The organism is Microbispora bryophytorum, from assembly GCF_006874465.1.
Classification (GTDB): domain Bacteria; phylum Actinomycetota; class Actinomycetes; order Streptosporangiales; family Streptosporangiaceae; genus Microbispora; species Microbispora bryophytorum.
Map to the genome: position 1 here is coordinate 18,970 of NZ_VIRL01000023.1, position 25,954 is coordinate 44,923.

General features: G+C 73.2%; 24 protein-coding genes. 15 read left to right on the plus strand and 9 right to left on the minus strand.

Annotated elements, in window-relative coordinates; all coding sequences use genetic code 11:
- Positions 1-4: 4 nt before the first annotated feature.
- On the minus strand, positions 5-205 hold the full coding sequence (locus FLX07_RS30585; RefSeq protein WP_142575163.1) for a transposase: 201 nt from the start codon (positions 203-205) through the stop codon (positions 5-7).
- 141 nt (positions 206-346) lie between these two features.
- Between FLX07_RS30585 and FLX07_RS30590 the strand changes: the two genes are divergently transcribed.
- From FLX07_RS30590 to FLX07_RS30625, 7 genes are all read left to right on the plus strand, one after another.
- On the plus strand, positions 347-2,524 hold the full coding sequence (locus tag FLX07_RS30590; protein WP_142575164.1) for an amylo-alpha-1,6-glucosidase: 2,178 nt from the start codon (positions 347-349) through the stop codon (positions 2,522-2,524).
- A gap of 31 nt (positions 2,525-2,555) precedes the next feature.
- Positions 2,556-3,011 (plus strand): DUF6157 family protein, encoded by a 456-nt coding sequence (locus tag FLX07_RS30595; RefSeq protein ID WP_208762475.1) that lies wholly within the window; start codon positions 2,556-2,558, stop codon positions 3,009-3,011.
- 272 nt (positions 3,012-3,283) lie between these two features.
- Positions 3,284-3,952 carry a dienelactone hydrolase family protein gene (locus tag FLX07_RS30600; protein WP_142575165.1) on the plus strand — a complete coding sequence of 223 codons (669 nt, stop codon included), beginning with the start codon at positions 3,284-3,286 and terminating at the stop codon, positions 3,950-3,952.
- Positions 3,953-3,976: 24 nt separating this feature from the next.
- Positions 3,977-4,954 carry an aldo/keto reductase gene (locus tag FLX07_RS30605; protein ID WP_142575166.1) on the plus strand — a complete coding sequence of 326 codons (978 nt, stop codon included), beginning with the start codon at positions 3,977-3,979 and terminating at the stop codon, positions 4,952-4,954.
- Positions 4,955-5,050: 96 nt separating this feature from the next.
- Positions 5,051-5,893 (plus strand): carotenoid biosynthesis protein, encoded by an 843-nt coding sequence (locus FLX07_RS30610; RefSeq protein ID WP_229689695.1) that lies wholly within the window; start codon positions 5,051-5,053, stop codon positions 5,891-5,893.
- Positions 5,881-7,425, plus strand: a complete 1,545-nt coding sequence (locus FLX07_RS30615; RefSeq protein ID WP_229689696.1) for a phytoene desaturase family protein — start codon at positions 5,881-5,883, stop codon at positions 7,423-7,425. The genes FLX07_RS30610 and FLX07_RS30615 overlap by 13 nt, the downstream gene beginning before the upstream one ends.
- Positions 7,422-8,930 carry a glycosyltransferase family 2 protein gene (locus FLX07_RS30625; RefSeq protein ID WP_229689697.1) on the plus strand — a complete coding sequence of 503 codons (1,509 nt, stop codon included), beginning with the start codon at positions 7,422-7,424 and terminating at the stop codon, positions 8,928-8,930. Before FLX07_RS30615 ends, FLX07_RS30625 begins: the two co-directional genes overlap by 4 nt.
- Here the strand turns inward: FLX07_RS30625 and FLX07_RS30630 are convergent.
- A complete protein-coding gene (locus tag FLX07_RS30630) occupies positions 8,881-9,495 on the minus strand; it encodes a glycerol-3-phosphate acyltransferase (RefSeq protein ID WP_229689698.1) in 615 nt (204 codons plus the stop codon). The genes FLX07_RS30625 and FLX07_RS30630 overlap by 50 nt on opposite strands.
- On the opposite strand from FLX07_RS30630, the gene FLX07_RS30635 reads away from it, so the two are divergent.
- Positions 9,452-10,228, plus strand: coding sequence for a spheroidene monooxygenase (locus tag FLX07_RS30635; protein WP_223854210.1), 777 nt, complete (start codon positions 9,452-9,454; stop codon positions 10,226-10,228). The two genes, FLX07_RS30630 and FLX07_RS30635, sit on opposite strands and share 44 nt — an antisense overlap.
- 86 nt (positions 10,229-10,314) lie before the next feature.
- On the opposite strand, the gene plsX is transcribed toward FLX07_RS30635, so the two are convergent.
- The 4 genes from plsX to FLX07_RS30655 are packed head-to-tail and all read right to left on the minus strand — an operon-like array spanning position 10,315 to position 15,053.
- Entirely contained in the window at positions 10,315-11,364 is a 1,050-nt protein-coding gene (gene plsX / locus FLX07_RS30640; protein ID WP_229689699.1) for a phosphate acyltransferase PlsX, read from the minus strand.
- A gap of 1 nt (position 11,365) precedes the next feature.
- The gene (locus FLX07_RS30645) at positions 11,366-12,295 is read right to left on the minus strand and encodes a phytoene/squalene synthase family protein (RefSeq protein ID WP_142575169.1); all 930 of its coding nucleotides are present in this window, start codon (positions 12,293-12,295) and stop codon (positions 11,366-11,368) included.
- Complete coding sequence (locus tag FLX07_RS30650; protein ID WP_142575170.1) at positions 12,292-13,803, minus strand: phytoene desaturase family protein; 1,512 nt, start codon at positions 13,801-13,803, stop codon at positions 12,292-12,294. Before FLX07_RS30650 ends, FLX07_RS30645 begins: the two co-directional genes overlap by 4 nt.
- Positions 13,803-15,053, minus strand: a complete 1,251-nt coding sequence (locus tag FLX07_RS30655; RefSeq protein ID WP_167748453.1) for a polyprenyl synthetase family protein — start codon at positions 15,051-15,053, stop codon at positions 13,803-13,805. Before FLX07_RS30655 ends, FLX07_RS30650 begins: the two co-directional genes overlap by 1 nt.
- A 176-nt stretch (positions 15,054-15,229) precedes the next feature.
- On the opposite strand from FLX07_RS30655, the gene FLX07_RS30660 reads away from it, so the two are divergent.
- From FLX07_RS30660 to FLX07_RS30670, 3 genes are all read left to right on the plus strand, one after another.
- Entirely contained in the window at positions 15,230-16,231 is a 1,002-nt protein-coding gene (locus FLX07_RS30660) for a MerR family transcriptional regulator (RefSeq protein ID WP_229689700.1), read from the plus strand.
- 123 nt (positions 16,232-16,354) lie between these two features.
- Positions 16,355-16,876: an RNA polymerase sigma factor gene (locus FLX07_RS30665; protein ID WP_142575173.1), complete on the plus strand. Its 522-nt coding sequence runs from the start codon at positions 16,355-16,357 to the stop codon at positions 16,874-16,876.
- 65 nt (positions 16,877-16,941) lie between these two features.
- Positions 16,942-17,439: a TspO/MBR family protein gene (locus tag FLX07_RS30670; RefSeq protein ID WP_142575174.1), complete on the plus strand. Its 498-nt coding sequence runs from the start codon at positions 16,942-16,944 to the stop codon at positions 17,437-17,439.
- A 90-nt stretch (positions 17,440-17,529) separates the two neighbouring features.
- Here the strand turns inward: FLX07_RS30670 and FLX07_RS30675 are convergent, their stop codons facing one another.
- Positions 17,530-18,501 (minus strand): SDR family NAD(P)-dependent oxidoreductase, encoded by a 972-nt coding sequence (locus FLX07_RS30675; protein WP_142575175.1) that lies wholly within the window; start codon positions 18,499-18,501, stop codon positions 17,530-17,532.
- A 63-nt stretch (positions 18,502-18,564) separates the two neighbouring features.
- On the opposite strand from FLX07_RS30675, the gene FLX07_RS30680 reads away from it, so the two are divergent.
- The gene (locus tag FLX07_RS30680) at positions 18,565-19,137 is read left to right on the plus strand and encodes a TetR/AcrR family transcriptional regulator (protein ID WP_142575176.1); all 573 of its coding nucleotides are present in this window, start codon (positions 18,565-18,567) and stop codon (positions 19,135-19,137) included.
- A gap of 107 nt (positions 19,138-19,244) precedes the next feature.
- On the opposite strand, the gene FLX07_RS30685 is transcribed toward FLX07_RS30680, so the two are convergent.
- On the minus strand, positions 19,245-19,751 hold the full coding sequence (locus FLX07_RS30685; protein ID WP_142575177.1) for a MarR family winged helix-turn-helix transcriptional regulator: 507 nt from the start codon (positions 19,749-19,751) through the stop codon (positions 19,245-19,247).
- An 86-nt stretch (positions 19,752-19,837) separates the two neighbouring features.
- Between FLX07_RS30685 and FLX07_RS30690 the strand changes: the two genes are divergently transcribed.
- On the plus strand, positions 19,838-22,138 hold the full coding sequence (locus FLX07_RS30690) for a phosphoketolase family protein (protein WP_142575178.1): 2,301 nt from the start codon (positions 19,838-19,840) through the stop codon (positions 22,136-22,138).
- A gap of 193 nt (positions 22,139-22,331) precedes the next feature.
- Positions 22,332-24,308, plus strand: a complete 1,977-nt coding sequence (thrS, locus tag FLX07_RS30695) for a threonine--tRNA ligase (protein WP_142575179.1) — start codon at positions 22,332-22,334, stop codon at positions 24,306-24,308.
- 223 nt (positions 24,309-24,531) lie between these two features.
- Here the strand turns inward: thrS and FLX07_RS30700 are convergent, their stop codons facing one another.
- The gene (locus FLX07_RS30700) at positions 24,532-25,074 is read right to left on the minus strand and encodes an Asp23/Gls24 family envelope stress response protein (protein ID WP_142575180.1); all 543 of its coding nucleotides are present in this window, start codon (positions 25,072-25,074) and stop codon (positions 24,532-24,534) included.
- 291 nt (positions 25,075-25,365) lie between these two features.
- Here FLX07_RS30700 and FLX07_RS30705 point away from each other — a divergent pair, with 291 nt between their 5' ends.
- Entirely contained in the window at positions 25,366-25,914 is a 549-nt protein-coding gene (locus FLX07_RS30705; RefSeq protein ID WP_229689701.1) for an HIT family protein, read from the plus strand.
- The last annotated feature ends 40 nt before the right edge of the window (positions 25,915-25,954 follow it).

Here is a 25,954-nt window from a genome sequence, read left to right on the forward strand (position 1 = left end):
CCCCTCATCCTTGTCCGTGCGCCCTGGCGGCGTGACGCAGGTCGACGACCTCCACCAGGTCGGCGAGATCGACGTGGGCCGCCACCTCCGCGACGGACGCGCAGTAGCCGATGTGGTAGCCCCGGTGCCGTACGCGCAGCAGTGGGCGGCCCTCGATGACGACCGGGTCCACCTCGTGCCCCTCCGAGCTCACCCACCTGCGCATGCCGGAAGAGTAGGAAACCGCAGGTCATAGGCTAGTAAAGGCCACTGTAGACCCCTCGATGCGGCAAAGTTGGCGAAAACCGGCTCGACCTATGGGTATGAGGGCAACCGTCAGGACCAGGGACGGGCCGGGGTGATCGGCATGACGAGCGGGTGGACGTTCGAGGGGCAGCCCAACGCCATCGGCGGGGGCGCCATGACGCTTGTGGCCGGGGGATCGTTCTGCGTGTCCGCCCGCAACGGCGACATCCTCCCCGGGTCGGCGCAGGGGATCTACTACGCCGACACCCGGCTGCTGTCCCATTGGGAACTGCGCGTGGACGACGGCTTGATCGAGGAGCTCCAGGTCATCACCGGCGAGCCGTTCCACGCGACCTTCATCGGCCGGGCGGCGCCGCGGCCGGGGCAGGCGGAGAGCACACTGCTGGTCGTGCGCGACCGGTACGTCGGCGGCGGGCTGTCGGAGGACCTCACCATCCGCAACATGTCGCACGAGCCGGCCGGCTGCATGGTGGCCCTGCACGTCGGCTCCGACGTGTGCGACCTGTTCGAGGTGAAGACCCACCGGGTGCACTGGGTGGCCGACGTGTCGACCGCGGCGGAGGAGGGGTCGCTGCGGATGTTCTCGATCAGCAAGGGCAGAGGGGTGCGGGTGGCCGCCAAGGCCGGTGGCACCCCGGTGCTGCCGATGCTCAATCCGCGGGTGATCATCTTCCGTGTGGTGGTGCCGCCGCGCGGCGAGTGGACGGCCTGCGTGCAGGCCAACCCGATCATCGACGGGGTCGAGACCGAGCCGTGGTACTCGGAGAAGCGGCTGTCGCCCGCGCTGGCCCGGCGGGCGGGACAGCTGTTCGAGTGGGACAAGCGCCTGCCCAAGGTGACGACGACCAACACCGCTCTGGCGAAAATCCTGCGCCAGTCGCACAACGACCTCGGCGCGCTGCGGCTGTTCGACCCCGGGCATCCCGAGCTGCCGCCCACCGTCGCGGCCGGGGCGCCCTGGTTCATGACGCTGTTCGGCCGCGACTCGCTGCTCACCGCGTGGATGGCGCTGACGCTCGACCCCGAGCTGGCGTACGGCACGCTGGGCCGGCTGGCCGCGCTGCAGGGCACCAAGATCGACCCGTTGACCGAGGAGGAGCCCGGGAAGATCATGCACGAGCTGCGCTACGGCGCCCGGCAGGACGACACGTCGGCCGCCGGGCACGCCTACTACGGCTCGGTCGACGCCAGCCCGCTGTTCGTCATCCTGCTTGGCGAGCTGCGCCGCTGGGGTCTGCACCGGACGGCGGTGGAGCGGCTGCTTCCGCACGCGGACGCGGCGCTGGAGTGGATCGAGCGGTACGGCATGCGTGACGGGTTCCTGTGGTACCAGCGGAAGACCGACCAGGGTCTGCTCAACCAGGGCTGGAAGGACTCCTTCGACGGCATCAACTTCGCCGACGGCACGATCGCCCGGGCGCCCATCGCCCTGGCCGAGGTGCAGGGATACGTCTACGCCGCCTGCATCGCCCGCCACTACTTCGCCCAGGAGGAGGGCGACACCGAGACCGAGCGGCACTACCGGGACCGGGCCGCGGAGGTGCGCGCCCGGTTCAACGAACGGTTCTGGCTGCCCGACCGCGGCTACTTCGCCGTCGGGCTCGACCACGAGGGCCGCCCGATCGACGCCCTCGCCTCCAACATGGGCCACTGCCTGTGGTCGGGGATCGTCGACCGCGACAAGGCCCCGGCCGTGGCCGAGCACCTGCTGTCGCCCCGGATGTTCACCGGCTTCGGCATCCGCACCCTCGCCTCCGACATGGGCGCCTACAACCCGATGAGCTATCACAACGGGTCCGTCTGGCCGCACGACAGCGCGCTCGCCGCGGCCGGCCTCATGCGCTACGGATTCGTGGAGGAGGCCCAGCGCGTCGCCACCGGCCTGCTCGACGCCGCCCGCGCCTTCGGCGGCCGGCTTCCCGAGCTGTTCTGCGGGTTCGACCGCGGGGAGTTCCACATGCCGGTGCCGTACCCGACCTCGTGCTCGCCGCAGGCCTGGGCCTCGGCCACCCCGATCCAGCTCGTACGGCTCCTGCTCCGCGTGGACCCGTGGGTGCCGCATGGCAAGGTGTGGATCGCGCCGGTGCTGCCCAAGGGGTTCGGGCAGCTGAGCATCTGCGGCTTCCCGATCGCGGGCACCCGGGTCGATCTGGAGGCATGGGAGGACAGCGCGGAGGTGCACGTGAGCGGCCTGCCCGAGGACGTGGGCCTCATCTGTGAGACCCGCCCGACCGCCGCCTTCGGCAAGCGTTCCGCGGGCCCGCCCGTAGCGGGGTGAGCCGTCCGGTCTCCCGCGGCATAGTGAAGAGATGGCCGAGGACCTGAACTACTACTCGACGCTCATCGCGGTCGCCGACGACTGCCCGGTGACCGCCGCGGAGGTGCCCGTGGCCCGGGGCGGCAAGCCCACCGTCGCCTCCCTCCAGTACGAGCTGATCTCCGGCGCGCCGTACGGTCTGACGCAGGAGGACGTGCTGTTCGAGACCTGGCTGCGCCGCCAGGACCTGCCGGCGGACCTGCCGGCCGGGCGGCGCGCGGAGCTCAGGGAGGAGTTCTTCTCCCGTTCCCAGGCGTGCCTGAGGGCGTCCCCGCTGCCGAAGAGGTACGGCTGGGGGCTGCTGTTCGACCCGGACGGCCGCATCGCGCTGTGTCCCATGGAGTCGGAGGAGTACCGGCGCCTGGCGGACGGCGCGTCCCGCGGCGTACGGACCGGGGAGGGCGGCGGCGTGCGGGTGCTCAAGGCGATGCGCTCACGTCGCTCCTGACGCGGCGATGCACGCGTCACTCCTGGCGCGGTGATGCTCGTCGCGCTCCTGACATCGCCTGAAACCCGCCGCCTGTCACCCGCAGCCTGTCACCCGCCGCCTGACATCACCGCCGCCGACGCCTCTTCCGCAGGCGGAGGCCACGTCGTCCCCGGTTTGCCCCGGCAGGCCGGGGGTAGGCCCCCCGATTGTCCAGTGCCGTCCTGGTTGTGCGGCGTCGTCCTGGTCGTCCAGCGCCGCTGAGCCGGGCGCGGCCGGAAGGGGCGGGCGCCATGGGCGAGGTCGAACTCAGCGTGCGGATGCCGGTCGGCGATGTTGTGCTCGACGCCGACGTGACGGTTCCCCGGCAGGCCCGGGGGGCGGTGCTGTTCGCCCACGGCAGCGGCAGCGGCCGGCACAGCCCGCGCAATCGATACGTCGCCAGGGAGCTGCAGCGGGCCGGGCTGGCAACGGTCCTGGCCGACCTGCTCACGGCGGAGGAAGAGCGCGTCGACGCGGTCACCGGCCACCTGCGCTTCGACATCGGCCTGCTCGCCGACCGGGTGGGCGCGCTGACCGACCGGCTGCCCGAGGACGAGGTCGCCGGAGGTCTGCCCATCGGCCTGTTCGGCGCGAGCACGGGCGCCGCCGCCGCACTCGTCGCCGCGGCGACGCGGCCCGGCGGCGTCAGCGCGGTGGTGTCCAGGGGCGGCAGGCCCGACCTCGCCGGGGACGCGCTCCGCTCGGTGCGCCAGCCGACGCTGCTGATCGTGGGGGAGCGCGACACCGTCGTCCTCGACCTCAACAGGGAGGCGATGCGGGCGATCACCGCGCCGGTCCGGCTGGAGACGGTGCCCCGCGCCACGCATCTGTTCGAGGAGCCCGGGGCACTGGAGACGGTCGCGCGGCTCGCCCGCGACTGGTTCCTGCACCACCTCGCGGGTGGAGGGGCCTCCACCTGAGCCGCCCCGCTACGATCTGACCTCATGGAACAGCGCGTTTTGGGCAGGACAGGCAGGCAGGTCGGCGTCGTCGGGCTGGGGGCGTGGCAGCTCGGGGCCGACTGGGGCGAGGTGAGCGAGGCCGACGCGTTGGCCACGCTCAACGCCGCGGTCGACGCCGGGACCACTTTCATCGACACGGCCGACGTGTACGGCGACGGCCGCAGTGAGAAGGTCATCGGGAAGCTGCTCAAGGAGCGGACCGGCCTGACCGTGGCCACGAAGATGGGCCGCAGGGTGCAGCAGACCCCCGATGCCTACATTCTGGACAACTTCCGCGCCTGGACCGACCGCTCCCGCGCCAACCTGGACGTCGACACGCTCGACCTGGTGCAGCTCCACTGCCCGCCGAGCGCCGTCTTCGAGACCGACGAGGTCTTCGACGCGCTCGACACGCTGGTCGCCGAGGGCCGCATCGCGGCGTACGGCGTGAGCGTGGAGACGGTGGCCGAGGCGCTGACCGCGATCGCGCGCCCCGGCGTGGCCAGCGTGCAGATCATCCTCAACGCCTTCCGGCTGAAGCCGCTGGACGAGGTCCTGCCGGCCGCGGAGAAGGCCGGAGTCGGCATCATCGCCCGGGTCCCGCTGGCGAGCGGCCTGCTGTCGGGCAAGTACGGCCCGCAGACGGTCTTCGGCGAGGACGACCACCGCAACTTCAACCGCCAGGGCGAGGCGTTCGACGTCGGCGAGACCTTCTCCGGCGTCGAGTACGGCGTGGGCCTCCAGGCGGTCGAGCGGCTGCGCGGCCTCGTGCCGGAGGGCATGACGATGGCGCAGTTCGCGCTGCGCTGGATCATCGACCAGCCCGGGGTCAGCGTCGTGATCCCCGGAGCCCGCAACCCCGCGCAGGCCGGGGCCAACGTGGCGGCGGCGCAGTTCCCGCCGCTGTCGGCCGAGACCCACGACGCGGTCCGCCAGGTCTACGACGACCTGATCCGCCCGCAGGTGCACCACCGCTGGTGATCGCCGGGCCGGTGCGTACGGCGGGGCGACCCCGCCGGCCGCACCCGCGTGAGGCGGAGCGCATCCGATCAGGGGGATGCGCTCGAATGACCCTACGTGGAGACCTGGGAGACCGCACGGAAGAGCGCGGCCGAGGCTGACGAAACACCGCCGGCGAACGCGCCCCGCCTGGCAGGCGCGTGGCCGATCGCGGCCGGCGTGGCCGCGCTGGTCGCGATGGTGGCCGCCCAGATCGCGACGGGACTGCGGCCCCAGGATCTGCGCCTCACCACCGCCGTCGTGGTTCTGCTCGCGGTGAGCGCACTCGCCTTCGCGGCGGCGGCGCACACCCCGCGCAGGGCGGCGGGCGCGTTCGCGGCGGCGGTGGCGGCCGGTTACGCCGCCGAGTGGATCGGCACGAGGACGGGCCTGCCCTTCGGCGACTACCGCTACACCGACGCCTTGTGGCCGCGGCCCGGCGGCGTTCCGCTGGTCGTCGCCCTCGCCTGGGGCGGCATGGGCCTGGCCGCCCACGCCGTCGCCCGCCGTATGGCGCCGCGCGGGCGGCTGACGCCGATCCTCGCCGGAGCTTTGGCGCTCACCGCGTGGGACCTGTTCCTCGACCCCCAGATGCTCAGGCTCGGACTGTGGGTCTGGGCGGAGCCGGGGCCGTACCACGGTGTGCCGCTCACCAACTTCGCCGGCTGGCTGCTGGTCTCTGTCCTGGTCATGGTGCTTGTCGACCGCGTCACGGGCCGCGCCGCCGCGAACCGGCCCGTGAGCGGCGCCCAAGCGGCGGGGACGACCGGGCTCGTCACGCTCTACACGGTCATGGCGATGATGGAGACCGTCGGCTTCGCCGTGGTCTTCCGGCCGCCCGATCCGTTCGTGGCCGCCGCCGGAGGGCTCGCGATGGGCGCCTTCGCCCTGCTCGCCTGGAGGCGCGCGTGGCGGAGGTGATCGTGGTCGGGGGTGGCGTCGGCGGCATGGTGGCCGCCCTGCTGCTCGCGCGGGACGGGCACGACGTGCGGATCTACGAGCGGCTGCCCCGGCTTGGCGGCAAGCTGGCCGAACACAGGCGGGACGGGTTCACGTTCTCGATCGGCCCTTCGCTGCTCACGCTGCCCGGCCTCTTCCTGGACCTCGGCGTGCCGCTCGACCTGGTCGAACTCGACGAGCTGTGCCGGTATCGGTTCGCGGACGGCTCGACGCTGTCCACCTGCCGCGACCCGGAGCGTACGGCAGAGGCGGTGGACCGGCTCGCGCCGGGCGAGGGCCGCAACTGGCGGGCCTTCCACCGCTGGGCCGAGCGCTGCCTGGACGCCTCCACGCGCACCTTCTTCGCGGGACCGCCGTCCGGGCCCGTCGTCGAGCCGCCGTTCCGGCTCGCGGGCCGGCGGCCCGGCGAACGGCCGGTCGGACCGGCGGGCGGGCAGCCGAGCGGCCCTCTCCCGCGTCCCCGGCTGGGCGACCTGCTCGCGGTCGCGCCGGGCCGCACCCTGCATGCTCTGGCGGGCCGATTCTTCCGGGACGCCCGCCTGCGCCAGTACGTCGACCGCTATGCCACCTACGCCGGGTCGAACCCCTACCGGGCGCCCGCCGCCCTCGGCTGCGTCCCCGCCATCGAGCACGGTGACGGCGGATGGTACGTGCGGGGCGGGCTGCCCCGCCTCGCCGACGCGCTGGCCGCTGCGCTGGACAAGGCGGGCGTCGAGATCCGTCTGGAGACCGAGATCGCCGAGATCGTCGCCGACGGCGAGCGGGTCGGCGGCGTCCGCACGGTCCTCGGCGAGGTGGTCAGGGCCGACGTCGTGATCGTCAACGCCGACGCGGCCTCCCTCTACGGGCGGCTCCTGCCCGACCGCGCGCGGCTGCGCCGGATCGCCCGGCTGGGCCTGTCGTCGTCCGCCTTCCTGATGCTCGCCGCCGTGGAGGGGCGAACCGAGGGCCTGCCGCATCACTCGGTCGTGTTCTCCGCCGACTACCGGCGCGAGTTCGGCGACATCTTCGACCGGCGGCGGCCGCCGGAGGACCCCACGGTCTACATCGGCTGCCCGGCGGTGACCGACGCCACCCAGGCTCCCGCCGGCGCGGAGAGCTGGAGCATGCTGGTGAACGTCCCCGCAGGCGACCCCGGGCGCTGGCCGACGCCGCCCGAGGCGTACGCGGAGCTGGTCCTCGACCGGCTGGCCCGCCGGGGGCACGACCTGTCCGGACGGCTGCGCTTCCTCGACCTGCTGACCCCGGCCGACCTGCGCGACCGGTACGGCACCTGGGGCGGGGCGGTCTACGGCGGCGCGTACGGCGACCCGTTCGCCCCCTTCCGCCGTCCCGGCAACCGGGGGCCGCGGCGCGGGCTGTACCTCGTCGGCGGGTCCGCGCATCCGGGAGGTGGGCTGCCGCTGGTGGCGATGGGCGGGCGCATCGTGGCCGCGCTGGTGCGCAGGGACTTCCCCCGCTCCAGGCCGCGGCCGGAGGAGGCGGGACGGTGACGACCAGGACGGCCAGGGCGGCCGGGGCGGCCGGGGCGGTCAGGGCGGCCAAGGTGGGCAGGGTGGTCAGGGTGGCCGGGGCGGTGAAGACGGCTGGGGTTGTGGGGGCGGCCGGGGCGGTCAGGGCGGCCGGGCGCAAGCGGCCCGGGACCGCCGCCCGGGTGCTCGCCGCGGCCCAGGCCGTCGCCGCGGTCGTCGTGCTGGTGCGGCTCGCCCGAGGCCGCCGGCGCCTCCCCCCGCTCACCGCGCCCGCGCCCGAAAGGTCCCCCGGCGCCGGTGACGGGGCGCCGCGGGCGTCCGCCGGTGGGGGGATGTCGCGGGGTGGTGATGGCGCGGCCGGAGGCGGTGGGTCGGTCGGAGGCGGGATGTCGCGGGCTGGTGGCGGCGCGGCCGGAGGCGGTGGGTGGGCCGGAGGCGGCGAGTCAGCTCTTAGGGGCGACCCGGCGGCGCGGATCGGCCGGGACGGAACACCCGGTGGGGGAGATCCGGACATCTCGGTGGTCATCCCGGCGAGGGACGAGGAACGGCGGATCGGCCCCTGCCTGCGGGCGGTGCTGGCCGATCCCGCCGTCACCGAGGTGATCGTGGTAGACGACGAGTCCTCGGACGGCACCGCCCGGCTGGCCGCCGCCAGCGGGGCGACGGTGGTGCGCGGACGCCCGCTGCCGGACGGCTGGGTGGGCAAGCAGTGGGCGCTGCACCAGGGGCTGCGGGAGGCGCGCGGCGAGATCGTGGTCACCCTGGACGCCGACACCCGGCCCCGGCCCGGCCTGTTCGGCGCGCTCGCCGCCGCCCTCGTGGACCACGACCTGGTCAGCGCTGGCCCGCGTTTCGTCTGCGACGGCCTCGCCGAGCAGGCGCTGCACGCGTCGTTCCTCGCCACGCTGGTCTACCGGTTCGGCCCCATCGGGCCCCCGGCCCCGCCGCCGCCCCACCGGGTGGTGGCCAACGGCCAGTGCCTGGCCTTCCGCCGGGGGGCGATGCGGCGGGCCGACGGCTTCGCCCGGATACGCGGCCACATGACCGACGACGTCGCCCTCGCCAGGACCCTGGCCGCCGACGGCTGGAGGGTCGGCTTCCTCGACGCGGGGGGCCTGCTGGAGGTCGACATGCACGAGTCGGCGGCCGAGGTGTGGCGGGAGTGGGGGCGTTCGCTGCCGCTGCGCGACGTCACCCGCCCCGCCTGGCAGGCGGCCGATCTCGCCGTCGTCTGGCTCGCCGCCGCGTTGCCGGCGCTCCGCCTGGCCGCCGGGCGGCCGACCCGGCTCGACCTGACGCTGCTCGCCGTACGGGTGCTGCTCACCACCGCGCTGCGGCGCAGCTACGCCCGGCCGGGCGCGGGCGTGATGCTGTCGTTCCTGCTCGACCCGGTCACGGCCGTACGGCTGACGCAGGCGACGCTGCGGCCCGTCAGGACCTGGCGGAGCCGCGCCTACGGCCTCGGCCGCCCAGCCGTCACGTCCGGCGCGCGGCCAGCGCCGCCTGACCGAAACGCAGCCCGATGAGGCACATCAGCGCGCCGGTCGCGGCGATGTGGCCGATCGGCGCGAACGGCAGTTGCAGCAGCGGGATCGCGAAGACCCCGGCCCTGGCCCCGATCGCGAACGACCGCGTGAGCAGGAACGTCACCGCCAGCAGGGCGAGCGCGAGCACGAACGCGGGCGGGCAGATCACCGCGACGCCGCCGGCGAAGGTCAGCACCGACCGCCCGCCGCGGAACCCGGCGAAGACGGGCCAGGCGTGCCCGATCATCGCGGCCCCCACAGCCAGGTATGCGGCCGGGGCGCTCGGGCCGGTGACCACTCCCGGCCCGGTCGTGTGCGCGCCCCCGGCCAGCAGCCCGAGCAGCCCGGCGAGCACGCCCTTGGCCGTGTCCCCGGCGAAGACCGGCGCGGCGGCCCGGCGGCCGAGCCGTTCGCGCACGTTCCAGAAGCCGGGGTTGCGGTCGCCCACCTCCCGGGGATCGACGCCCCGACGCCCCGCGACCAGCACCGCCACCGGGATCGAGCCGAGAAGGTAGCCGCCGATGAGCGCCACCAGCATGGGGACGAGCGGCGGGAGCGTCGTCACGTTCCACCTCCAGAGATACGCCGGCCGGGGGGCGATGCGGCACATGGCCTTCGACCGTCCGGTGCTGCGCCGCACCGGGGGCCTGCTGTTCTGGCGGCTGCTGGGCACGGGCCGGGGGGCGTCGACGACCCTCGGCGCCGACCTGCGCCGCTGGGCGCTGCTCGCCGTCTGGCGGGACGAGCAGGCGGTCGAAGAGTTCCTGGCACGCTCGCCGATCCCCGCGAGGTGGCGGCGCGAGGCGATCGAGACCTGGCACGTGCGGCTCGCGCCGACCGCCTCGCGCGGGCGCTGGAACGGCGCAGAGCCGTTCGCCCCCGTGACCGGCGGCCCGTACGGCGGCCTGGACGGCGAGCCGCGCAGCGGTCCGGTGGCGGTGCTGACCCGGGCGTCGATCCGGCCGTCGCGACTGCCGGCGTTCTACCGGTCCGCACCCGCCGTCGACCGGTCGCTGCGGGCCCAGGAGGGCTGCCTCGCCTCCGTCGGGATGGGGGAGTGGCCGGTGGCCAGGCAGGCGACCTTCTCGCTGTGGCGGGACGCCGCCGCCGTACGAGCGTTCGCCTACGCCGGGCGGGCGCACCGCGAGGTCGTCGAACGGGTCCGCGCCCACGACTGGTACTCGGAGGAGTTGTTCGCCCGGTTCGTCCCCTACGCCAGCGCGGGCACCTGGGACGGCGCCGACCCTCTCGCCGGTCCTCTCGCCGACCCCTACGCCGGTCCCCTCGCCGATCCCTGAGCAGTCCGGCGGGCCGCTCGGGCGTCCTCGTGACCCGAAACGCGAGCCGGAACGCGAGCCGGGGCCGGGCCCAGCGGTGTGGGAGGTCACGACACGGGGCGGATGGCAAGACGGTCGCCGAGACGGGCCACGACCTCGCCCTCGGCCAGGTCGCGCGCCACCACGCAGGCCCTGGCGATGGTCGCTGCCCGGGAGGAGCCGTGCGCCACGACGACGGTGCGGGTGAGCCCGAGCAGGGCCGCGCCGCCGTGCGTCTCGGGGTCGTAACGGCGCGCCACCCGGCCGAGCTCGGCGGACCCGGCCACGCCCTGCGCCGCCGCGAGGGTGAGCGCGGCGCGCACGGTCCCCTCCACGTTCTTCAGCACGACGTTGCCGGTGAAGCCGTCGGTGACGATGACGTCGACGGCCCCGGTGAGCACGTCGCCGCCCTCGACGTTGCCGTGGAACCGCAGCGGCATGCCGCGCAGCAGGGTCTCGGCGCGGCGGGTCAGCCGGTTGCCCTTGCCGGGCTCCGCGCCGATCGACAGCAACCCGACGCGGGGGTCGGGCACGCCCAGCACGACCTGCGCGTACGACGCCCCGAGCAGCGCGAACTGGGCGATCATCTCGGGCGTCGGGTCCACGGTCGCCCCGGCGTCGATCAATACGGTGGCCCCGCCCGCCGTCGTCGGCAGCGCCACGGCCAGTGCGGGGCGCAGCACGGCGGGCGCGGTGCCCAGCCGGTCGACCGCGCAGGCGACCACGGCCCCGGTGGACCCCGCCGACACGAAGGCCGCGCCCGCTCCGGCCCGCAGGAGATCGAAGCCGACGGCCAGGTTGGAGCAGGCCATGCGGATCGCGCCCGCGCCCCGCTCGGTCATCGGCACGACGTCGGCGGCGTGCGCGACGTCGATCTCGCCCGCCGCCCCGGCGCGGGCCAGTTCTCCGCGCACGGCTCCGGACCGGCCGACGAGAACCACCGGCACGCCGTGCTCCCGCCACGCCTCGACCGCCCCGCGCACGATCTGCGCGGGCCCGTGGTCTCCGCCCATGGCGTCCACCACGACCCGCCGGGACATCACGTCCCGCTCGCGGGCGGGAATGCGCTGCCCGGGGACCGGACCGGCGCCGGGCGCGGCGTCCTGTCCGGGATCCACGTCAGGCCACCCCCACCCGGCGCTCGGCCCGCACGGCGGCACGCGCGGCGAGCAGGTGCCGGACGAAGATCGCGAGCCGGCGCCGTCGGGGCACCGCGGCCCGCCTCACCAGCACGTCGTGCCCGGCCGCCTCGACCTCGTCCAGGATGCCGCCGTACAGCTCGTACGCGGCGGTGATGCACGGCCGGGACGACGGCGCGAGCAGCGCGATCCCGTCGCGGGCCCGCCGGTAGTGGTCGCGGGCGCGGTCGCACTCGTAGGCCACCAGCTCCCGCACGGCCGGCGTGGCGTACGGCGCGGCCAGGTCGGCCTCGGTCACGCCGAACTTCTCGAGGTCCGACAGCGGCAGGTAGACGCGGCCCCGCGCCAGGTCCTCCCGGACGTCGCGGATGAAGTTCGTGAGCTGGAAGGCCAGCCCGAGCTGGCGGGCGGGCTCGCGGGCCCGCGCATCCTCGCCCGGCAGTGCCTCCAGCACCGGCAGCATCATCGTCCCGATGACCGCCGCCGATCCCTCCATGTATCCCAGCAGGTCGTCGTAGGTCGCGTACCGGTCCACGGTCAGGTCGGCGCGCATGGACGCGAGAAACGCCCGCACGTCGGCCTGGTCGATCCCGAACGCCCGCACCGTGTGCGTGAACGCGGGGAGCACCGGATCGTGGACGCGCTCCCCGTCGAGCGCGGCGGCGAGCCGGGAGGACAGGCGCTCCAGCGCCGCGGCGCGGTCGCCGGTCATCGCGAGCGAGTCCACGATCTCGTCGGCGTAGCGGGCGAAGCCGTACAACGCGTGGACGTGCGGTCGTTTCCACGCGGGCAGCAGGCGGGTGGCCAGGTAGTAGGAGCGGCCGTAGCTCGCGTGCAACCTGCGGCACCGCTCGTAGCCGGCCGTCAGCGTCGCGGCCGGTGCCCGGGATGGCGTGCTCAGCGTGCTCATGGGGCGCTCTCCAGGATGCGTTCGGCGGCCAGACGGCCGGAGATCAGCACGGGCGGCACCCCGACCCCGGGTGCCGTGTACATGCCGGCGAAGTGAAGTCCGGGGACCCGCCTGGCCGCGCCGGACGGGCGGAACCACGCGGTCTGGGTGAACCGGGCGTCGAGTGCGAAGGGCGTGCCGGCCGAGTGGCCGCGCCGCCGCCAGGCGGGGGGATCGAGCACCAGCCGGGGCGTGGCGGACAGGTCGCCGTATCCGAGGTCGGCGAGCCGGCTCAGCATGCGGTCCAGGAGGCGGGGGGTTAGGGCGGTCCAGTCGGCGCCGCCCCGCGTGTTCGCGGTGGGTTCCAGCACGCTGAGCACGGCGGGGCCGCCGTCGCCCGGCCCGTGGTCGTGTGGCCCGTGGTTGTCTGGCCCGTGGTTAACGGGACAGGTCACCAGCAGGCTCGGGTCCGATTGCGGCCTGCCCGCCTCCAGAGCCGCGAACGTCGACTCCCACTCCCGCCCGAAGTGCAGGGTGTGATGGGCCTGGCCCTCCGGGCGCCGGTCGAGCGCGAAGTGCGCCACCAGGCAGGAGGGGGAGAAGCGGGGCCGCCGCAGCCGCCAGTCGGCCGCCTCCTCCGGCAGCAGGCCGTCGCCGCCCCGCCGGCCCTGCGCCCGGACCAGGTCGCAGGCCACCACGGCGTGCCGGGCGGCGAGCCGTTCGCCGGTGGCGAGGCGGACGGCGACCACCCCCGCGCCGTCGGTCTCGATCCGCGTGGCCCGCACGCCGTACCGGAAGACCGCCCCGGCCTTCTCCGCGGCGGCGGCCATGGCCCGGGGGACGGCGTGCATGCCGCCCTCCCTGGGGAAGTAGACCCCGCCGACCGTGTCCATGTGCGCGATCACCGCGTACACGCCGAGGGCGCGGCGCGGCGACAGGCCGACGTACAGTGCCTGGAAGGTGTGCGCCCTGATCAGCCGCTCGTCGGTGAGGTGACGCCGCACGAGCCCGTCCAGCCGGCGGAAGCCGCCGAGCGCGGCCAGCCGCGCCAGCGCGTACGGCCGGGCCAGCGCCCGCAGCCGGGTCATGTCCCGGTCGATGAAGGCACCCCACTCGGCTTCGAACATCTCTCCGAGCAGGCGCCGGAACCGCTGGTAGCGCCGGGCCTCTTCGGGCCCGGACAGCTCCCGCACCTGCTCGGCCATCGCGTCGGCCCCCGCCACCACGTCGAGCCGCGAACCGTCGTGGAAGGTCAGCCGGTAGTACGGGTCGAGCCGCCGCAGCGGCAGCCAGCGCTCCATGTCCTGCCCGGCGGCGGCGAAGGTGTCGGCCAGCACCCCCGGCATGGTCAGCACCGAGGGGCCGGTGTCGAAGCGGTGGGAGCCCAGGGTCGCCGTGCCGCAGCAGCCGCCCGGCACGTCGGAGGCCTCCACGACCGTCACCTCACGGCCCGCCCCGGCCAGGCGCATCGCGGCGGACAGACCGCCCAGCCCGGCGCCGATCACCACGACCGGCCCGCCCGCGGTCATCAGGCCGCCCCGCCGGCGGCGGGCTCGGCGGAGCCGGCCGGAGGGGCGGGGCCGGGGGAGGCCGCGTTTCCGGCCTGGCCGGGCCGAGCCGCGTGGTCGGGCCGAGCCGCGGGGTGGGGGTCGGCCGCGGGGTGGGGGTCGGCCGCTGAGTGGGGCTGGGCCAGGCGGAGGGCGAGGCCGAGCAGGGCCGTCCGGGCGTCCGCCGGCATGTCCGCCCCGGACAGCGCCTCGCCCGCGGACTCGGTCAGGTCGCGGATGCGCCGCTCGACCGCCTCCAGCGCGCCGGTCGCGACGATCACCTCCCGGGCCGCGGCCAGGCGGTCCGGCTGCGCCTCGCCCGTGCCCGGCAGTGCGTCCAGCAGCGCCGCTCCCGGGCCGTCCGCGCGTTCGCGCGCCAACGTCAGCAGGTAGGTCCGCTTGCCCTGCAGCAGGTCGGCCCCGGCGGGCTTCCCGGTCCGGGCCGGGTCGCCGAAGACGCCGAGGACGTCGTCGCGGAGCTGGAACGCCTCGCCCAGCGGGAGGGCGTACGCGCTGAGGACCCGGCGCAGCCCGGGGTCGCCACCGGCGATGGCGTGACCGAGGTGCAGCGGCCGTTCCACCGTGTACCTGCCCGACTTGTACGTCGAGATCAGCAGTGCCTCCCGGTGGTCGCCGCCGCCCCGGGCGGCGCAGGTCAGGTCGAGGTACTGCCCGGCGATCAGCTCCACGCGGAGCTGGGTGAAGACCTCCAGGGCGTCGGCCAGCCTGCGGCGGTCGGCCAGCAGCGCGGAGTCGGCCCAGGTGAAGGCGAGCACGCCGAGCAGGATGGCGGCCGACTCCCCGAACCGCTGCGACGACCCGGCCCAGCCGAGCTCCCGGTGACGCTCGGCGAGCGCCAGGTGGGCGGTCGTCCGGCCGCGCCTGAGGGGCGACTCGTCCATCACGTCGTCGAGGATCAGCGCGCACGCGTGGAGGAGCTCGATCGAGCAGCCCGCCGCCAGCACGGCCCCGAGGTCGTCGGGTGAGCCGCCGCAGGCCCGGTGCCCCCAGTACACGAACGCCGGCCGCAGCCGCCTGCCGCCGCGAGCGACGAAGTCGGCGAGGTGACGTCGCAGCACCTCCCGGTCGTCGGCGCCAAGGAAGGACAATCGGCTCAGCTCGCGCCGGAGCAGCTCGTCCAGGGCGTGGTCGAACAGACCGGAAAGGTGGCGATCGAACGGCTCCCGCGGGTCGTCCCGAACGCCGCCGGTCTCGCGGGTCAACGTCAGCATGCGCACTGCTCCTTCGATCGTTACGGTGATCGGCGGCGCCGTCAGTAGAGTTTTCGCGCCCGCCCGCTCCGGCGGTTGCATCCGGGCAAGGCCCCCGGGCCGAAACACGGTCAGGGGCGGCACGGGCGCCGGGCGCGATGGGCGCGGCGACGACCGGATGGACACGGGGTGAGCACGTGACGCGCGAGGGCGGGTCGGGGGCCGGTGAGCACGCGGCCGCCGAAGAGGAGCCGGGCTACGGCATCGGGGCCGTCTCCCGTCGGCTCGGCGTGCCCGCGTCCACGCTGCGCACGTGGAATCTCAGGTATGGCATCGGCCCCAGCAGGCGCAGCCCCGGCGGGCACCGGCGCTACGACGACGCGGACCTGCGCCGCCTGGAGGAGATGAACCGGCTGATCCGCGCCGGGATGCCGCCGGCCGACGCCGCCAGGCAGGCGCTGCGGCTTAGGCCCGCGCCGGGGGAGCGGGCGGCGTCCGCCCCGGCCCGGGAGGGGGCCGCGTCACCGGAGTCGCCCGGACGGCCGGAGCCCACCGTGCCGTCCGCCTCCGCCGTACGGCCGGCCGCCGACCCCGGATTGCTGTCGGCGGCGATGCTGGCCCGCGCGGTGACGGTGCTGGACACCGCGACGGTGGACGCGGGACTGGACGCGGCGCTGGCCGCGCACGGCGTGATGTGGACGTGGGAGCGGCTCGTGCTGCCGGTGTTCGCGGCCGTCACCCGCAGGCAGCAGGACACCGGAGCCGGGATCGACGTCGAGCACCTGTTCTCCGACCGGCTCCAGGCCGCACTGGCGCGGTTCTCCGCGCGCGTGCCCTCGCCCGTGCATCCCCGTCCTGTCCTGCTGGCCGCCGCGGAGGAGGAGCAGCACGCGCTGCCGATCCACGCGCTGGCCGCCGCGCTCGGCGTGCTCGGGGTGGAGACCCGCGTGCTCGGGGCGCGCACGCCGTACACCACGCTGGCGGACGCGATGCGGCGCCTCGGTCCCGCGGCGGTGTTCGTGTGGTCGCAGCTGCGGGAGACGGGCGATCCGACCCCGCTGGCCGGTCTGCCGGGGCTCCGTCCCGCCTGCCGTGTCGTGGTCGGCGGCCCCGGGTGGCGCGACGGCCTGCCCACGCATGTCATCCGGGTGAACACGTTTCGTGACGCCCTGTCGGCGGTAATGACCACTCTGCGGTGATTCGCCCTCTTTGGCGCATCTTTGATCCGGTGTTCGGCCCCCATGGTTGTCCGCTGCCAGCGCGGGCAGCTATGAATAGGTTTTGAATAAGTTTTCGCCGAGTCTTCTGCCCAAGGGGGGCCGATGGAGGAGACCCTGGAGTTCCGCCTCGCCGCGGGGGACACGGGAGCGCTGGGGGAGTGCTACCGGGTGCACTCGCCGGCCGTGCGCTCCTACCTGCGCAAACTCGTGCCGCCCCAGGATGTGGAGGACGTCATGCAGGTCGTCTTCACCGAGGTGTGGCGCTTCCGGCACCGCTTCGACCCGGGCCGCAGCCTGCCGGCCTGGTTGTTCGGCATCGCCCGCAACCGGGCGGTGGACCACCTGCGGGCGCGGGCCCCGGCGACGGTGCCGCTGGAGGCGGTCCCCGACCCGGCGGGGCGTGACGGCCGGCTGGACGGCGACCAGTTCGCCGACCGCGACCGAATCCGCCGAGCGCTGGCCTCGCTGCCGCAGGTGCAGCGCCAGGCGATCGAGCTGGCCTACTACGGAGACCTGACGCAGCGGGAGATCGCCGAGCGCCTGCGGGTCCCGCTCGGCACGGTCAAGGCGCGCACGGCCCGCGGCCTGCACCGCCTGTCCACCCTGCTGCGGCCGGCGGCCTGACCACGGGGCCTAAGGAGTAACCCCGTTCCCGCATGAGTGCGGACGAGGGGGAAGAAAGAGGACGCATGAGACGCACATCGAAGAAGACGCTGGTGCGGACGGCCCTCGCGGTGACCGCGACGGCCGCGGTCGGCGGCCTGTCCACCGACGCCCGCTCCGGCTGGTGCGCCCGCCTGCGCAAGCCCTCCTGGCAGCCGCCGCCGAAGGCGTTCGGCCTGGTCTGGACGCCGTTGTACGCGACGATCGCCTACGCCTCCGCCCGGGCGCTGTCGCACGGGGACGACGGCTCCCGGCCGGCCCTGCGGCGTGCGCTCGCCGCCAACCTGGCGCTCAACGCGGCCTGGCCGCCGCTGTTCTTCAAGGCCCGCAACCCCCGCCTCGCGCTCGCGGAGATCCTCGCGCTCAACGTGTCGAACGCGCTGCTGACCCGCCGCCTCCTCCGGCAGGACCGCACGGCCGGGCTTCTGCTGCTGCCGTACGCCGGGTGGACGGTCTTCGCCACCGCGCTCAACGCCGCCATCGCCCGGCACAACCCGGAAGCGCAGCACAACCCGAAGGTCTGAGGGTCAGCCGATCGCATCCATCTCCGGCCTGCTGACTGGTGCTTCGAAGCCACGCAGGCTGACTCCTGTCGGTTGCTGCGACGTCGAGGGTCAGACGCGGAGCAGGTCGGTCGAGACCGTCCAGAGGCGCTTGGCGGCAGTGGGGTCGAGCGCCCATTCCTTGACGCCGTGCGGGTGCTGCGCGAGGTCGGCGTCGTCCGGCACGGTGTAAGCCTCTTGTGAGTCGTCGAGGTAGTGGCCTCCGAAGTGGGCGAACTCTGGGGCGACGGCCGCGACGATGCTGGTGGCGGCTCCCTGCTCGACCGTCTTGTAAGTGAAGATTCCGGCGGCCTCGGCCGCGTCGAGCGATGCCTTCTGCTGCGCGGTGAAGTTGCGCTGCAGTCCCGTCGCGACACCGCCGGGGTTCACCGCATTGGCGATGATGCCGTCGGAGGCCCAGAGGCGAGTCGCCTCGACGGCGAAGAGAGAGTTCGCCGTCTTCGACTGGGCGTAGGCGATCTGCGGGTCGTAGCTGCGACGCTCGAAGTGGAGGTCGTCGAAGTCGATGCCGGAACGCATGTGCGCGGTCGAACTGACCGAGACGATCCGTGCTCCGTCACCGTCGGCCGCTCCCAGGGTCAGGGCGTCGTGCAGGCCGGTGGCGAGGGCGAAGTGGCCGAGATGGTTCGTCGCGAACTGCAGCTCCCAGCCCTCACGCGTACGTTCGAGGCCACCGGTGACCACGCCCGCGTTGTTGATCAGCAGATGGAGTGGACCGTTCCACGCGTCGACGAATCGCGCGACGGTGCTTCTGTCGGCGAGGTCGAGCCGGACGACTCGGGGCCGGATCTGTCCGGTCGACTTCGCGATCGTCTCGGCGACGGCGTCGCCCGCGGTCGTGTTCCGGACGGCGAGCGTTACCTCCGCTCCGGCGGAGGTCAGCGCACGAGCGGTCTCGGTGCCGATTCCGGAGGAACCTCCGGTCACGATCGCGCGGACCCCGGTGAGGTCGACGCCTCGCAGCACCTCGTCCGCGGTGCTGGAGGAGGTGAAGGGTGTAGTGATGAGTTCGCGCATGGTCATGGCGGTGACTATACACACTAGATGGGTTTTGTATAGTGCGCCGCTCGCTCGTATGCTCGTTTCATGAGCAGTCCCGAGGTCGGTCACCCACCGTCGACAGTCGCCGATACCGATCGTCGGATCACGGTTCTGGACTCCGCGATGGTCACGTTCGCGCGATTCGGTTACCGGAAGACCTCGATGGAGGAGGTCGCGCGGGCGGCGGGCATCTCGCGGCCCGGGCTCTATTTCCTCTTCTCCTCGAAGGAGACTCTGTTCCGTGCGGCGGTCACCCAGGCCCTGAATCGCGATATCACAGCGGTCGAACACGTCCTGGCCGACACCGGCCGACCCCTTTCGGAGCGTCTCGTCGAAGCGTTCGATCAGTGGGCAGGCCGCTACATCGGCCCGCTGGCGAGCGATGTCGCGATGGTCATCGAGGACAATCCCGACCTCCTCGGAGAGATCATCAAGACTCCGCGGCGACGTTTCGAGGAACTGATCACAGACGCGGTCGCCATCACGTCGGGACGCGAGGCGGCTCCCCTTGTCGCGCAGACGATGATCAGCGCGTCGATCGGAATCAAGCATCAGGTCGCGTCACGGGAGGTCTACCTCGAACGGCTGGAGGTAGCCATCGATCTCCTGCTGCGCTGATCAGGCGTGACCATGTCGCGCGCGAGACCGGCCGCGGCCGGATCTCACTGCGCCGGATCTTGGTGCGGCCGGATCTCGCTGCGGCCGGATCTCGGTGCGGTCGGATCTCACTGGGCGGCGGCGTCGAGCGCGGGCGAACCCTCGGCCTCCGCGGCCCTGTGGTACTCGAAGGCCGACAGGATCGTGTCGAGGATCTCGCCGAACTGCCGCACCTGACCAGGGGTGAGGGGGTCGAACAGCACCCGGCGGACCTCCTCGACATGGCCCGGCGCCGCCTCCACGAGCGCGGCGAAGCCCTCGTCGGTGAGCTCGGCGACGGTCGTTCGCCGGTCCTCCGGCCGCTTGAGCCGCCGCACCCAGCTCTTCTCCTCCAGCCGGGAGACGGCGTGGGACAGGCGGCTCACCGAATACTGGAGGATGGCCGACAGCTCGGTCATCGTCATGGTCCGCCCGGGCGACTCGGAGAGGACCACCAGGATCATGTAGTAGGCGTGCGGCATGCCCGAGTCGCGCTGCAGCTGCCGTTCGAGGGCCTCCTGCAGGAGCTGGCTGGTCCGCAGGTAGGAACGCCAGGTGTGCTGCTCCTCCTCGTCGAGCCATCGGGTGCCGGACATGGCGCCAAGACTACCGTCGGTGGGCACGCTGTTTTGTGGGCGAAAGACCCTGGTTCACCCGCCACCGCTGGGAAAGTGTCAGGGGCATGGACGCATACGGGAACATCGACGCCTACTGGCGGGCCGCGAACTATCTGTCCGTCGGCCAGATCTACCTGATGGACAACCCGCTGCTGACCGAGCCGCTCAGCCCCGAGCACGTCAAGCCGCGGCTGCTCGGCCACTGGGGCACGACGCCGGGGCTCAACTTCTGCTTCGCGCACCTCAACCGGATCATCCGGGAGCGCGGCCAGGACATGATCTACATCGCCGGCCCCGGTCACGGCGGCCCGGCGGCGGTCGCCCACGCGTGGCTCGAAGGCACCTACACCGAGCGCTACCCCCATGTGACCCAGGACGCCGAGGGCATGCGCAGGCTCTTCCGCCAGTTCTCCTTCCCCGGTGGCATCCCCAGCCACGTCGCCCCCGAGACGCCGGGCTCCATCCACGAGGGCGGCGAGCTCGGCTACGCCCTCTCCCACGCGTACGGCGCGGCCTTCGACAACCCCAGCCTGGTGGTGGCCTGCGTCGTCGGCGACGGCGAGGCCGAGACCGGCCCGCTCGCCACCGGCTGGCATTCCAACAAGTTCCTCAACCGGGACACCGACGGGGTGGTCCTGCCGATCCTGCACCTGAACGGCTACAAGATCGCCAATCCGGCCGTGCTGGCCAGGATCCCGGAGGACGAGCTGGTCAAGCTCTTCGAGGGGTACGGCTACCGCCCGCACATCGTCGCCGGCCAGGAACCGGCGGAGATGCACGAGCTCATGGCCGAGACCCTCGACACCGTCTTCGAGCAGATGGCCGACCGCGGCCCGCTGCCGATGATCATCCTGCGTACGCCGAAGGGCTGGACCGGGCCGCGCGAGGTCGACGGGCTCCCGGTCGAGGGCACGTGGCGCGCCCACCAGGTGCCGCTGACCGACGTGCGGAACCGGCCCGACCGGCTGGAGGCCCTGGAGGAGTGGATGCGCTCCTACCGGCCCGAAGAGCTCTTCGACGTCGACGGACGTCCGGTCGAGATCATCACGCGGACCGTCCCGGACGGGCCGCTGCGGATGAGCGCCAGCCCGCACGCCAACGGCGGGGAGCTGCTGCGCCCGCTCGTGCTGCCCGACTTCCGCGACTACGCGGTCGAGGTCAAGGCGCCGGCGAGCGCCTCCAGCGAGCCGACCCGCGTCCTCGGGGCGTTCCTGCGCGATGTCATCGCGGCCAACCCTGCGAACTTCCGGCTGCTCGGCCCGGACGAGACCGCCTCCAACCGCCTGTCGGCCGTATTCGAGGCGACCGACAAGGAGTGGGAGGCCGCCCTGCTGCCGACCGACGAGAACCTCGGCCCCCGGGGCAGGGTCATGGAGGTGCTCAGCGAGCACCAGTGCCAGGGCTGGCTGGAGGGCTACCTGCTGACCGGCCGCCACGGGCTGTTCAACTGCTACGAGGCGTTCATCCACATCGTGGACGCGATGTTCAACCAGCACGCCAAGTGGCTGGAGTCCTCCCGCAAGATCCCGTGGCGGCGGCCGGTCGCCTCGCTGAACTACCTGCTGTCCTCCCACGTCTGGCGTCAGGACCACAACGGCTTCAGCCACCAGGACCCCGGCTTCCTCGACGTCGTCCTCAACAAGAAGGCCGAGGTCGTCCGGGTCTACCTGCCGCCGGACGCCAACACCCTGCTGTCGGTCGCCGACCACTGCCTGCGCTCGCGCGACTACGTCAACGTCGTCGTGGCGGGCAAGCAGCCCGTGCTCGACTTGATGAGCATGGACGAGGCGGTCGTCCACTGCACCCGCGGGCTGGGCATCCTCGAGTGGGCCTCCACCGACGCGGGCGCCGAGCCCGACGTCGTGCTCGGCTGCGCCGGTGACGTGCCCACGCTGGAGACCCTGGCCGCCGCCGCGCTGCTGCGCGAGCACCTGCCCGAACTGCGGATCCGGGTGATCAACGTGGTCGACCTCATGCGGCTGCAGCCGGCCTCCGAGCACCCGCACGGCATGAGCGACGCCGAGTTCGACGCGCTGTTCACCACGGACAAGCCGATCATCTTCAACTTCCACGGCTACCCGTGGCTGATCCACCGCCTGACCTACCGCCGCACTGGGCACGACAACCTGCACGTGCGCGGCTACAAGGAGGAGGGCACCACGACCACGCCGTTCGACATGGCGATGCTCAACGACATCGACCGCTTCCACCTGGTGATGGACGTGATCGACCGGGTGCCCGGCCTGGGCGGCAGGACGGCCCACCTGCGCCAGCGCATGGCCGACGCCCGGCTGCGCGCCCGCGCGTACACCCGCGAGTTCGGCGAGGACCCCGCCGAGATCCGCGACTGGACGTGGCCCTACTGATTCCGGGAGGCGAGTCGGCAGCGGGGACGGCGGCGAGTCCGACGGCGGGCATGGCGGCGGGCATGGCGGCGGACGCGGCGCATCACCGCCATTCGGGGGCGACGGCACCGGTAGCATCGGATGCGACCGGAGCCGCCGCCTCGGGCGCGCGGCCATCCGAGATCCATGCGCCGACCTGTCCTAAGGAGCCACCGTGTCCGCCGCCCTTGAGATACGCATCACCCTCGCCGGAGCCGAGCGCGTGGTGGCGGCGGGTACGACGGCCGGGGAGGCGCTCGGCGCCGACGGCAGGTCGGTGATCGCCGCCCGGATCGACGGCGAGCTGCGCGACCTGGCCACCGAGGTCGCCGAGGGCGACGTGGTCGAGCCGGTCGCGATCGACAGCCCCGACGGCCGGGCCATCCTGCGCCACTCCACCGCGCACGTCATGGCCCAGGCCGTCCAGGAGATCTTCCCCGACGCCAAGCTCGGCATCGGCCCGCCGGTCGAGAACGGCTTCTACTACGACTTCGACGTCCGCGAGCCGTTCACCCCCGACGACCTCAAGCGCATCGAGAAGCGCATGCGCGAGATCGTCAAGCAGGGGCAGACCTTCCGGCGCCGCCCGATCGGCGACGACGAGGCCCGCGCCGAGCTCGCCGCCGAGCCGTACAAGCTGGAGCTCATCGGGCTCAAGGGCGGCGCGGCCGACGCGGCCGACGGCGCGAACGTCGAGGTCGGCGGCGGCCAGCTCACCATCTACGACAACCTCGACGCCAAGTCGGGCGAGCTGTGCTGGAAGGACCTGTGCCGGGGGCCGCACCTGCCGAGCACCCGGGTCATCCCGGCCTTCAAGCTCATGCGGTCCGGCGGCGCCTACTGGCGGGGCAGCGAGAAGAACCCGCAGCTCCAGCGCATCTACGGCACCGCCTGGGAGACCCGCGAGAAGCAGGACGAGTACCTCAAGCTCCTGGAGGAGGCCGAGAAGCGCGACCACCGCAAGCTCGGCGCCGAGCTCGACCTGTTCTCCTTCCCGGACGAGCTGGGCTCCGGCCTGCCGGTGTTCCACCCCAAGGGCGGCGTGATCCGCCGGGTGATGGAGGACTACTCGCGCCGCAGGCACGAGGAGGCGGGTTACTCCTTCGTCAACACCCCGCACATCACGAAGGACAACCTCTACAAGATCTCCGGCCACCTCGACTGGTACGCCGACGGCATGTTCCCTCCCATGGAGCTGGAGGGCGCGCGCTACTACCTCAAGCCGATGAACTGCCCGATGCACAACCTGATCTTCGGGGCGCGCGGGCGGTCCTACCGTGAGCTGCCGCTGCGGCTGTTCGAGTTCGGCACGGTCTACCGCTACGAGAAGTCGGGCGTCGTGCACGGCCTCACCCGCGTACGCGGCCTGACCCAGGACGACGCGCACATCTACTGCACCCGCGAGCAGATGCGCGACGAGCTCACCTCGCTGCTGCGGTTCGTGCTCGACCTGCTGCGCGACTACGGCCTGGAGGACTTCTACCTGGAGCTGTCCACCAAGGACCCGGAGAAGTTCGTCGGCTCCGACGAGACCTGGGAGGAGGCCACCCAGACCCTGCGGGAGGTGGCCGAGTCCGAGAAGCTGGAGCTGGTCCTCGACCCGGGCGGCGCGGCCTTCTACGGGCCCAAGATCTCGGTGCAGGCCCGGGACGCCATCGGCCGGTCCTGGCAGATGTCGACCATCCAGCTCGACTTCAACCTGCCCGAGCGCTTCGGCCTCGAATACCAGGCTTCCGACGGCACCCGGCAGCAGCCCGTCATGATTCACCGCGCGCTGTTCGGCTCGATCGAGCGCTTCTTCGGCGTGCTGGTCGAGCACTACGCGGGTGCGTTCCCCGCGTGGCTCGCCCCGGTGCAGGTCGTCGGCATCCCGATCGCCGACGCCCACGCGCCCTACCTGCAGGACGTCGCCAAGCGGCTGCGCGAGCAGGGCATCAGGATCGAGGTCGACGAGAGCGACGACCGCATGCAGAAGAAGATCCGCAACGCCCAGAAGGCCAAGGTGCCGTACATGCTGCTCGCGGGCGACGACGACATCGCGGCCGGCGCGGTGTCCTTCCGCTACCGCAACGGCGAGCAGAAGAACGGTGTGCCGATCGACCAGGCGATCGACGAGATCGTCGACGCGGTCCGCCGCCGCGTCCAGGTCTGACCCGTCATCGCCGCGAACGCGGGCGGCCCCCATCCGGGGCCCCCGCGTTCTCGCTCCTCCCGGCAGCGTGGGGAATCCCGCGGCTGTGGGAAGGTCCTCCGGCGGCACCGGCCGGACACCGGTCGGCACCAAACCGGCACCGGGCCGATATCGGCTGACACCGGCCGGCACCGCGCTGACACCGGCCAGCACTGGGCCAGCACCGCGCCTACACCGGGCGGGCTCAGGCGGCCGGGGCGTCCTCGCCGGGGGCGTCCTGACCGGGGAGGCGGACGTCGTCGACGGTCACGTTGACCTCGACCACGCGCATGCCGAGCATCCGGCTCACCGACCTGGCCACGTTGACCTTGACCTCGGTGGCGACGTCCATCACCACGTGGCCGTACACGATGACGATGGTCACGTCGACCGAGACCTGCCGGTCCTGGATGCTGGCCTGCACGCCCTGCGTCGCCCGCTTGGTCCCCACGCCGATGCGGTCGCGCACGGATTCGAAGGCACGCTCCAGGTCGCCACCCAGGTCGGCCACGCCGGGGATCTCAAGGGCGGCCAGCGCGGCCACCTTCTCCACCACCTCGTCGGCGACCTTGATCCGGCCCTTGAGGACGTCGGCGGCCGGCGTCCCGGGCCTCGGCGTCTCCGGGGAGAGGTCCGGCTCGGCCGGAACGGCCGCCTCCACGCCCGCCGGGTCGTCGAGGCTCCCCTCGGCGTACGCGTCGGTCTGGTCTTCCACTCGCTCCTCGACGACGGCGGCGGCCTCGCTCATGTGACGGCTCCTCGGGGGGTGGGCGTCCGGCAGGTGCATTCTGCCCGATGATCACCCGAGCCGTCCGGTGTCCGCGGATATCGGTGTCCGTCGGTCGCGGCCCCGGTGGTCGCGGCCCCGGTGGTCGCGGGCTGAGTGGTCGAGAGTCTGGGTGGTCGAGAGTCCGGGTGGGTGCGGCCCTGATGGTCGAGAGTCTGGTGCAACCCGGCCGGTGAGAGGAGATCCGCGGGGTCATATGCTGCTGCCAGTGCTGAACGCACCGGGGCAACGGGAGCGGAGGAGATCGCGGCCGTGGATTCAGAGCCGATCGAGCAGGCGGGCGCCGGGATTCCCGACAGCTTCCAGCGCCTGTGGACCCCGCACCGGATGGCCTACATCAAGGGCGAGAACAAGCCCAGCGGGTCCGGCGCGGATGAGGGCTGCCCGTTCTGCGAGATTCCCCGGCTCCCCGACGAGGACGGGCTGATCGTGGCCCGGGGATCGGCCGTTTTCGCCGTCCTCAACCTCTATCCGTACAACTCCGGGCACCTGATGGTGTGCCCCTACCGGCACGTGTCCGACTACGCCGACCTCGACGGGCCCGAGACGGCAGAGCTGGCCGAGTTCACCAAGCGCGCGACGCACGCGCTGCGCAAGGCGAGCGGGGCGCAGGGCTTCAACGTCGGCATGAACCTGGGCGGTGTGGCGGGCGCGGGCATCGCCGCCCACCTTCACCAGCATGTGGTGCCCCGGTGGGGCGGCGACACCAACTTCATGCCGGTGGTCGGGCACACCAGGGTGCTGCCGCAACTGCTGCGCGACACGCGCGACCTGCTCGCCGAGGCCTGGCCCGCCTCCTGACCGACCGCTCCTCGGCCACGAGCCCGGTTGCCCGGACGGC

What these genes read in the sequence shown, in the direction of transcription:
- FLX07_RS30585 (WP_142575163.1), bottom strand. Translation starts at nt 205, where the DNA reads ATGCGCAGGTGGGTGAGCTCGGAGGGGCACGAGGTGGACCCGGTCGTC.
- FLX07_RS30590 (WP_142575164.1), top strand. Translation starts at nt 347, where the DNA reads ATGACGAGCGGGTGGACGTTCGAGGGGCAGCCCAACGCCATCGGCGGG.
- FLX07_RS30595 (WP_208762475.1), top strand. Translation starts at nt 2,556, where the DNA reads ATGGCCGAGGACCTGAACTACTACTCGACGCTCATCGCGGTCGCCGAC.
- FLX07_RS30600 (WP_142575165.1), top strand. Translation starts at nt 3,284, where the DNA reads ATGGGCGAGGTCGAACTCAGCGTGCGGATGCCGGTCGGCGATGTTGTG.
- FLX07_RS30605 (WP_142575166.1), top strand. Translation starts at nt 3,977, where the DNA reads ATGGAACAGCGCGTTTTGGGCAGGACAGGCAGGCAGGTCGGCGTCGTC.
- FLX07_RS30635 (WP_223854210.1), top strand. Translation starts at nt 9,452, where the DNA reads ATGAGCGCCACCAGCATGGGGACGAGCGGCGGGAGCGTCGTCACGTTC.
- FLX07_RS30645 (WP_142575169.1), bottom strand. Translation starts at nt 12,295, where the DNA reads ATGAGCACGCTGAGCACGCCATCCCGGGCACCGGCCGCGACGCTGACG.
- FLX07_RS30650 (WP_142575170.1), bottom strand. Translation starts at nt 13,803, where the DNA reads ATGACCGCGGGCGGGCCGGTCGTGGTGATCGGCGCCGGGCTGGGCGGT.
- FLX07_RS30655 (WP_167748453.1), bottom strand. Translation starts at nt 15,053, where the DNA reads ATGCTGACGTTGACCCGCGAGACCGGCGGCGTTCGGGACGACCCGCGG.
- FLX07_RS30665 (WP_142575173.1), top strand. Translation starts at nt 16,355, where the DNA reads ATGGAGGAGACCCTGGAGTTCCGCCTCGCCGCGGGGGACACGGGAGCG.
- FLX07_RS30670 (WP_142575174.1), top strand. Translation starts at nt 16,942, where the DNA reads ATGAGACGCACATCGAAGAAGACGCTGGTGCGGACGGCCCTCGCGGTG.
- FLX07_RS30675 (WP_142575175.1), bottom strand. Translation starts at nt 18,501, where the DNA reads ATGACCATGCGCGAACTCATCACTACACCCTTCACCTCCTCCAGCACC.
- FLX07_RS30680 (WP_142575176.1), top strand. Translation starts at nt 18,565, where the DNA reads ATGAGCAGTCCCGAGGTCGGTCACCCACCGTCGACAGTCGCCGATACC.
- FLX07_RS30685 (WP_142575177.1), bottom strand. Translation starts at nt 19,751, where the DNA reads ATGTCCGGCACCCGATGGCTCGACGAGGAGGAGCAGCACACCTGGCGT.
- FLX07_RS30690 (WP_142575178.1), top strand. Translation starts at nt 19,838, where the DNA reads ATGGACGCATACGGGAACATCGACGCCTACTGGCGGGCCGCGAACTAT.
- FLX07_RS30700 (WP_142575180.1), bottom strand. Translation starts at nt 25,074, where the DNA reads ATGAGCGAGGCCGCCGCCGTCGTCGAGGAGCGAGTGGAAGACCAGACC.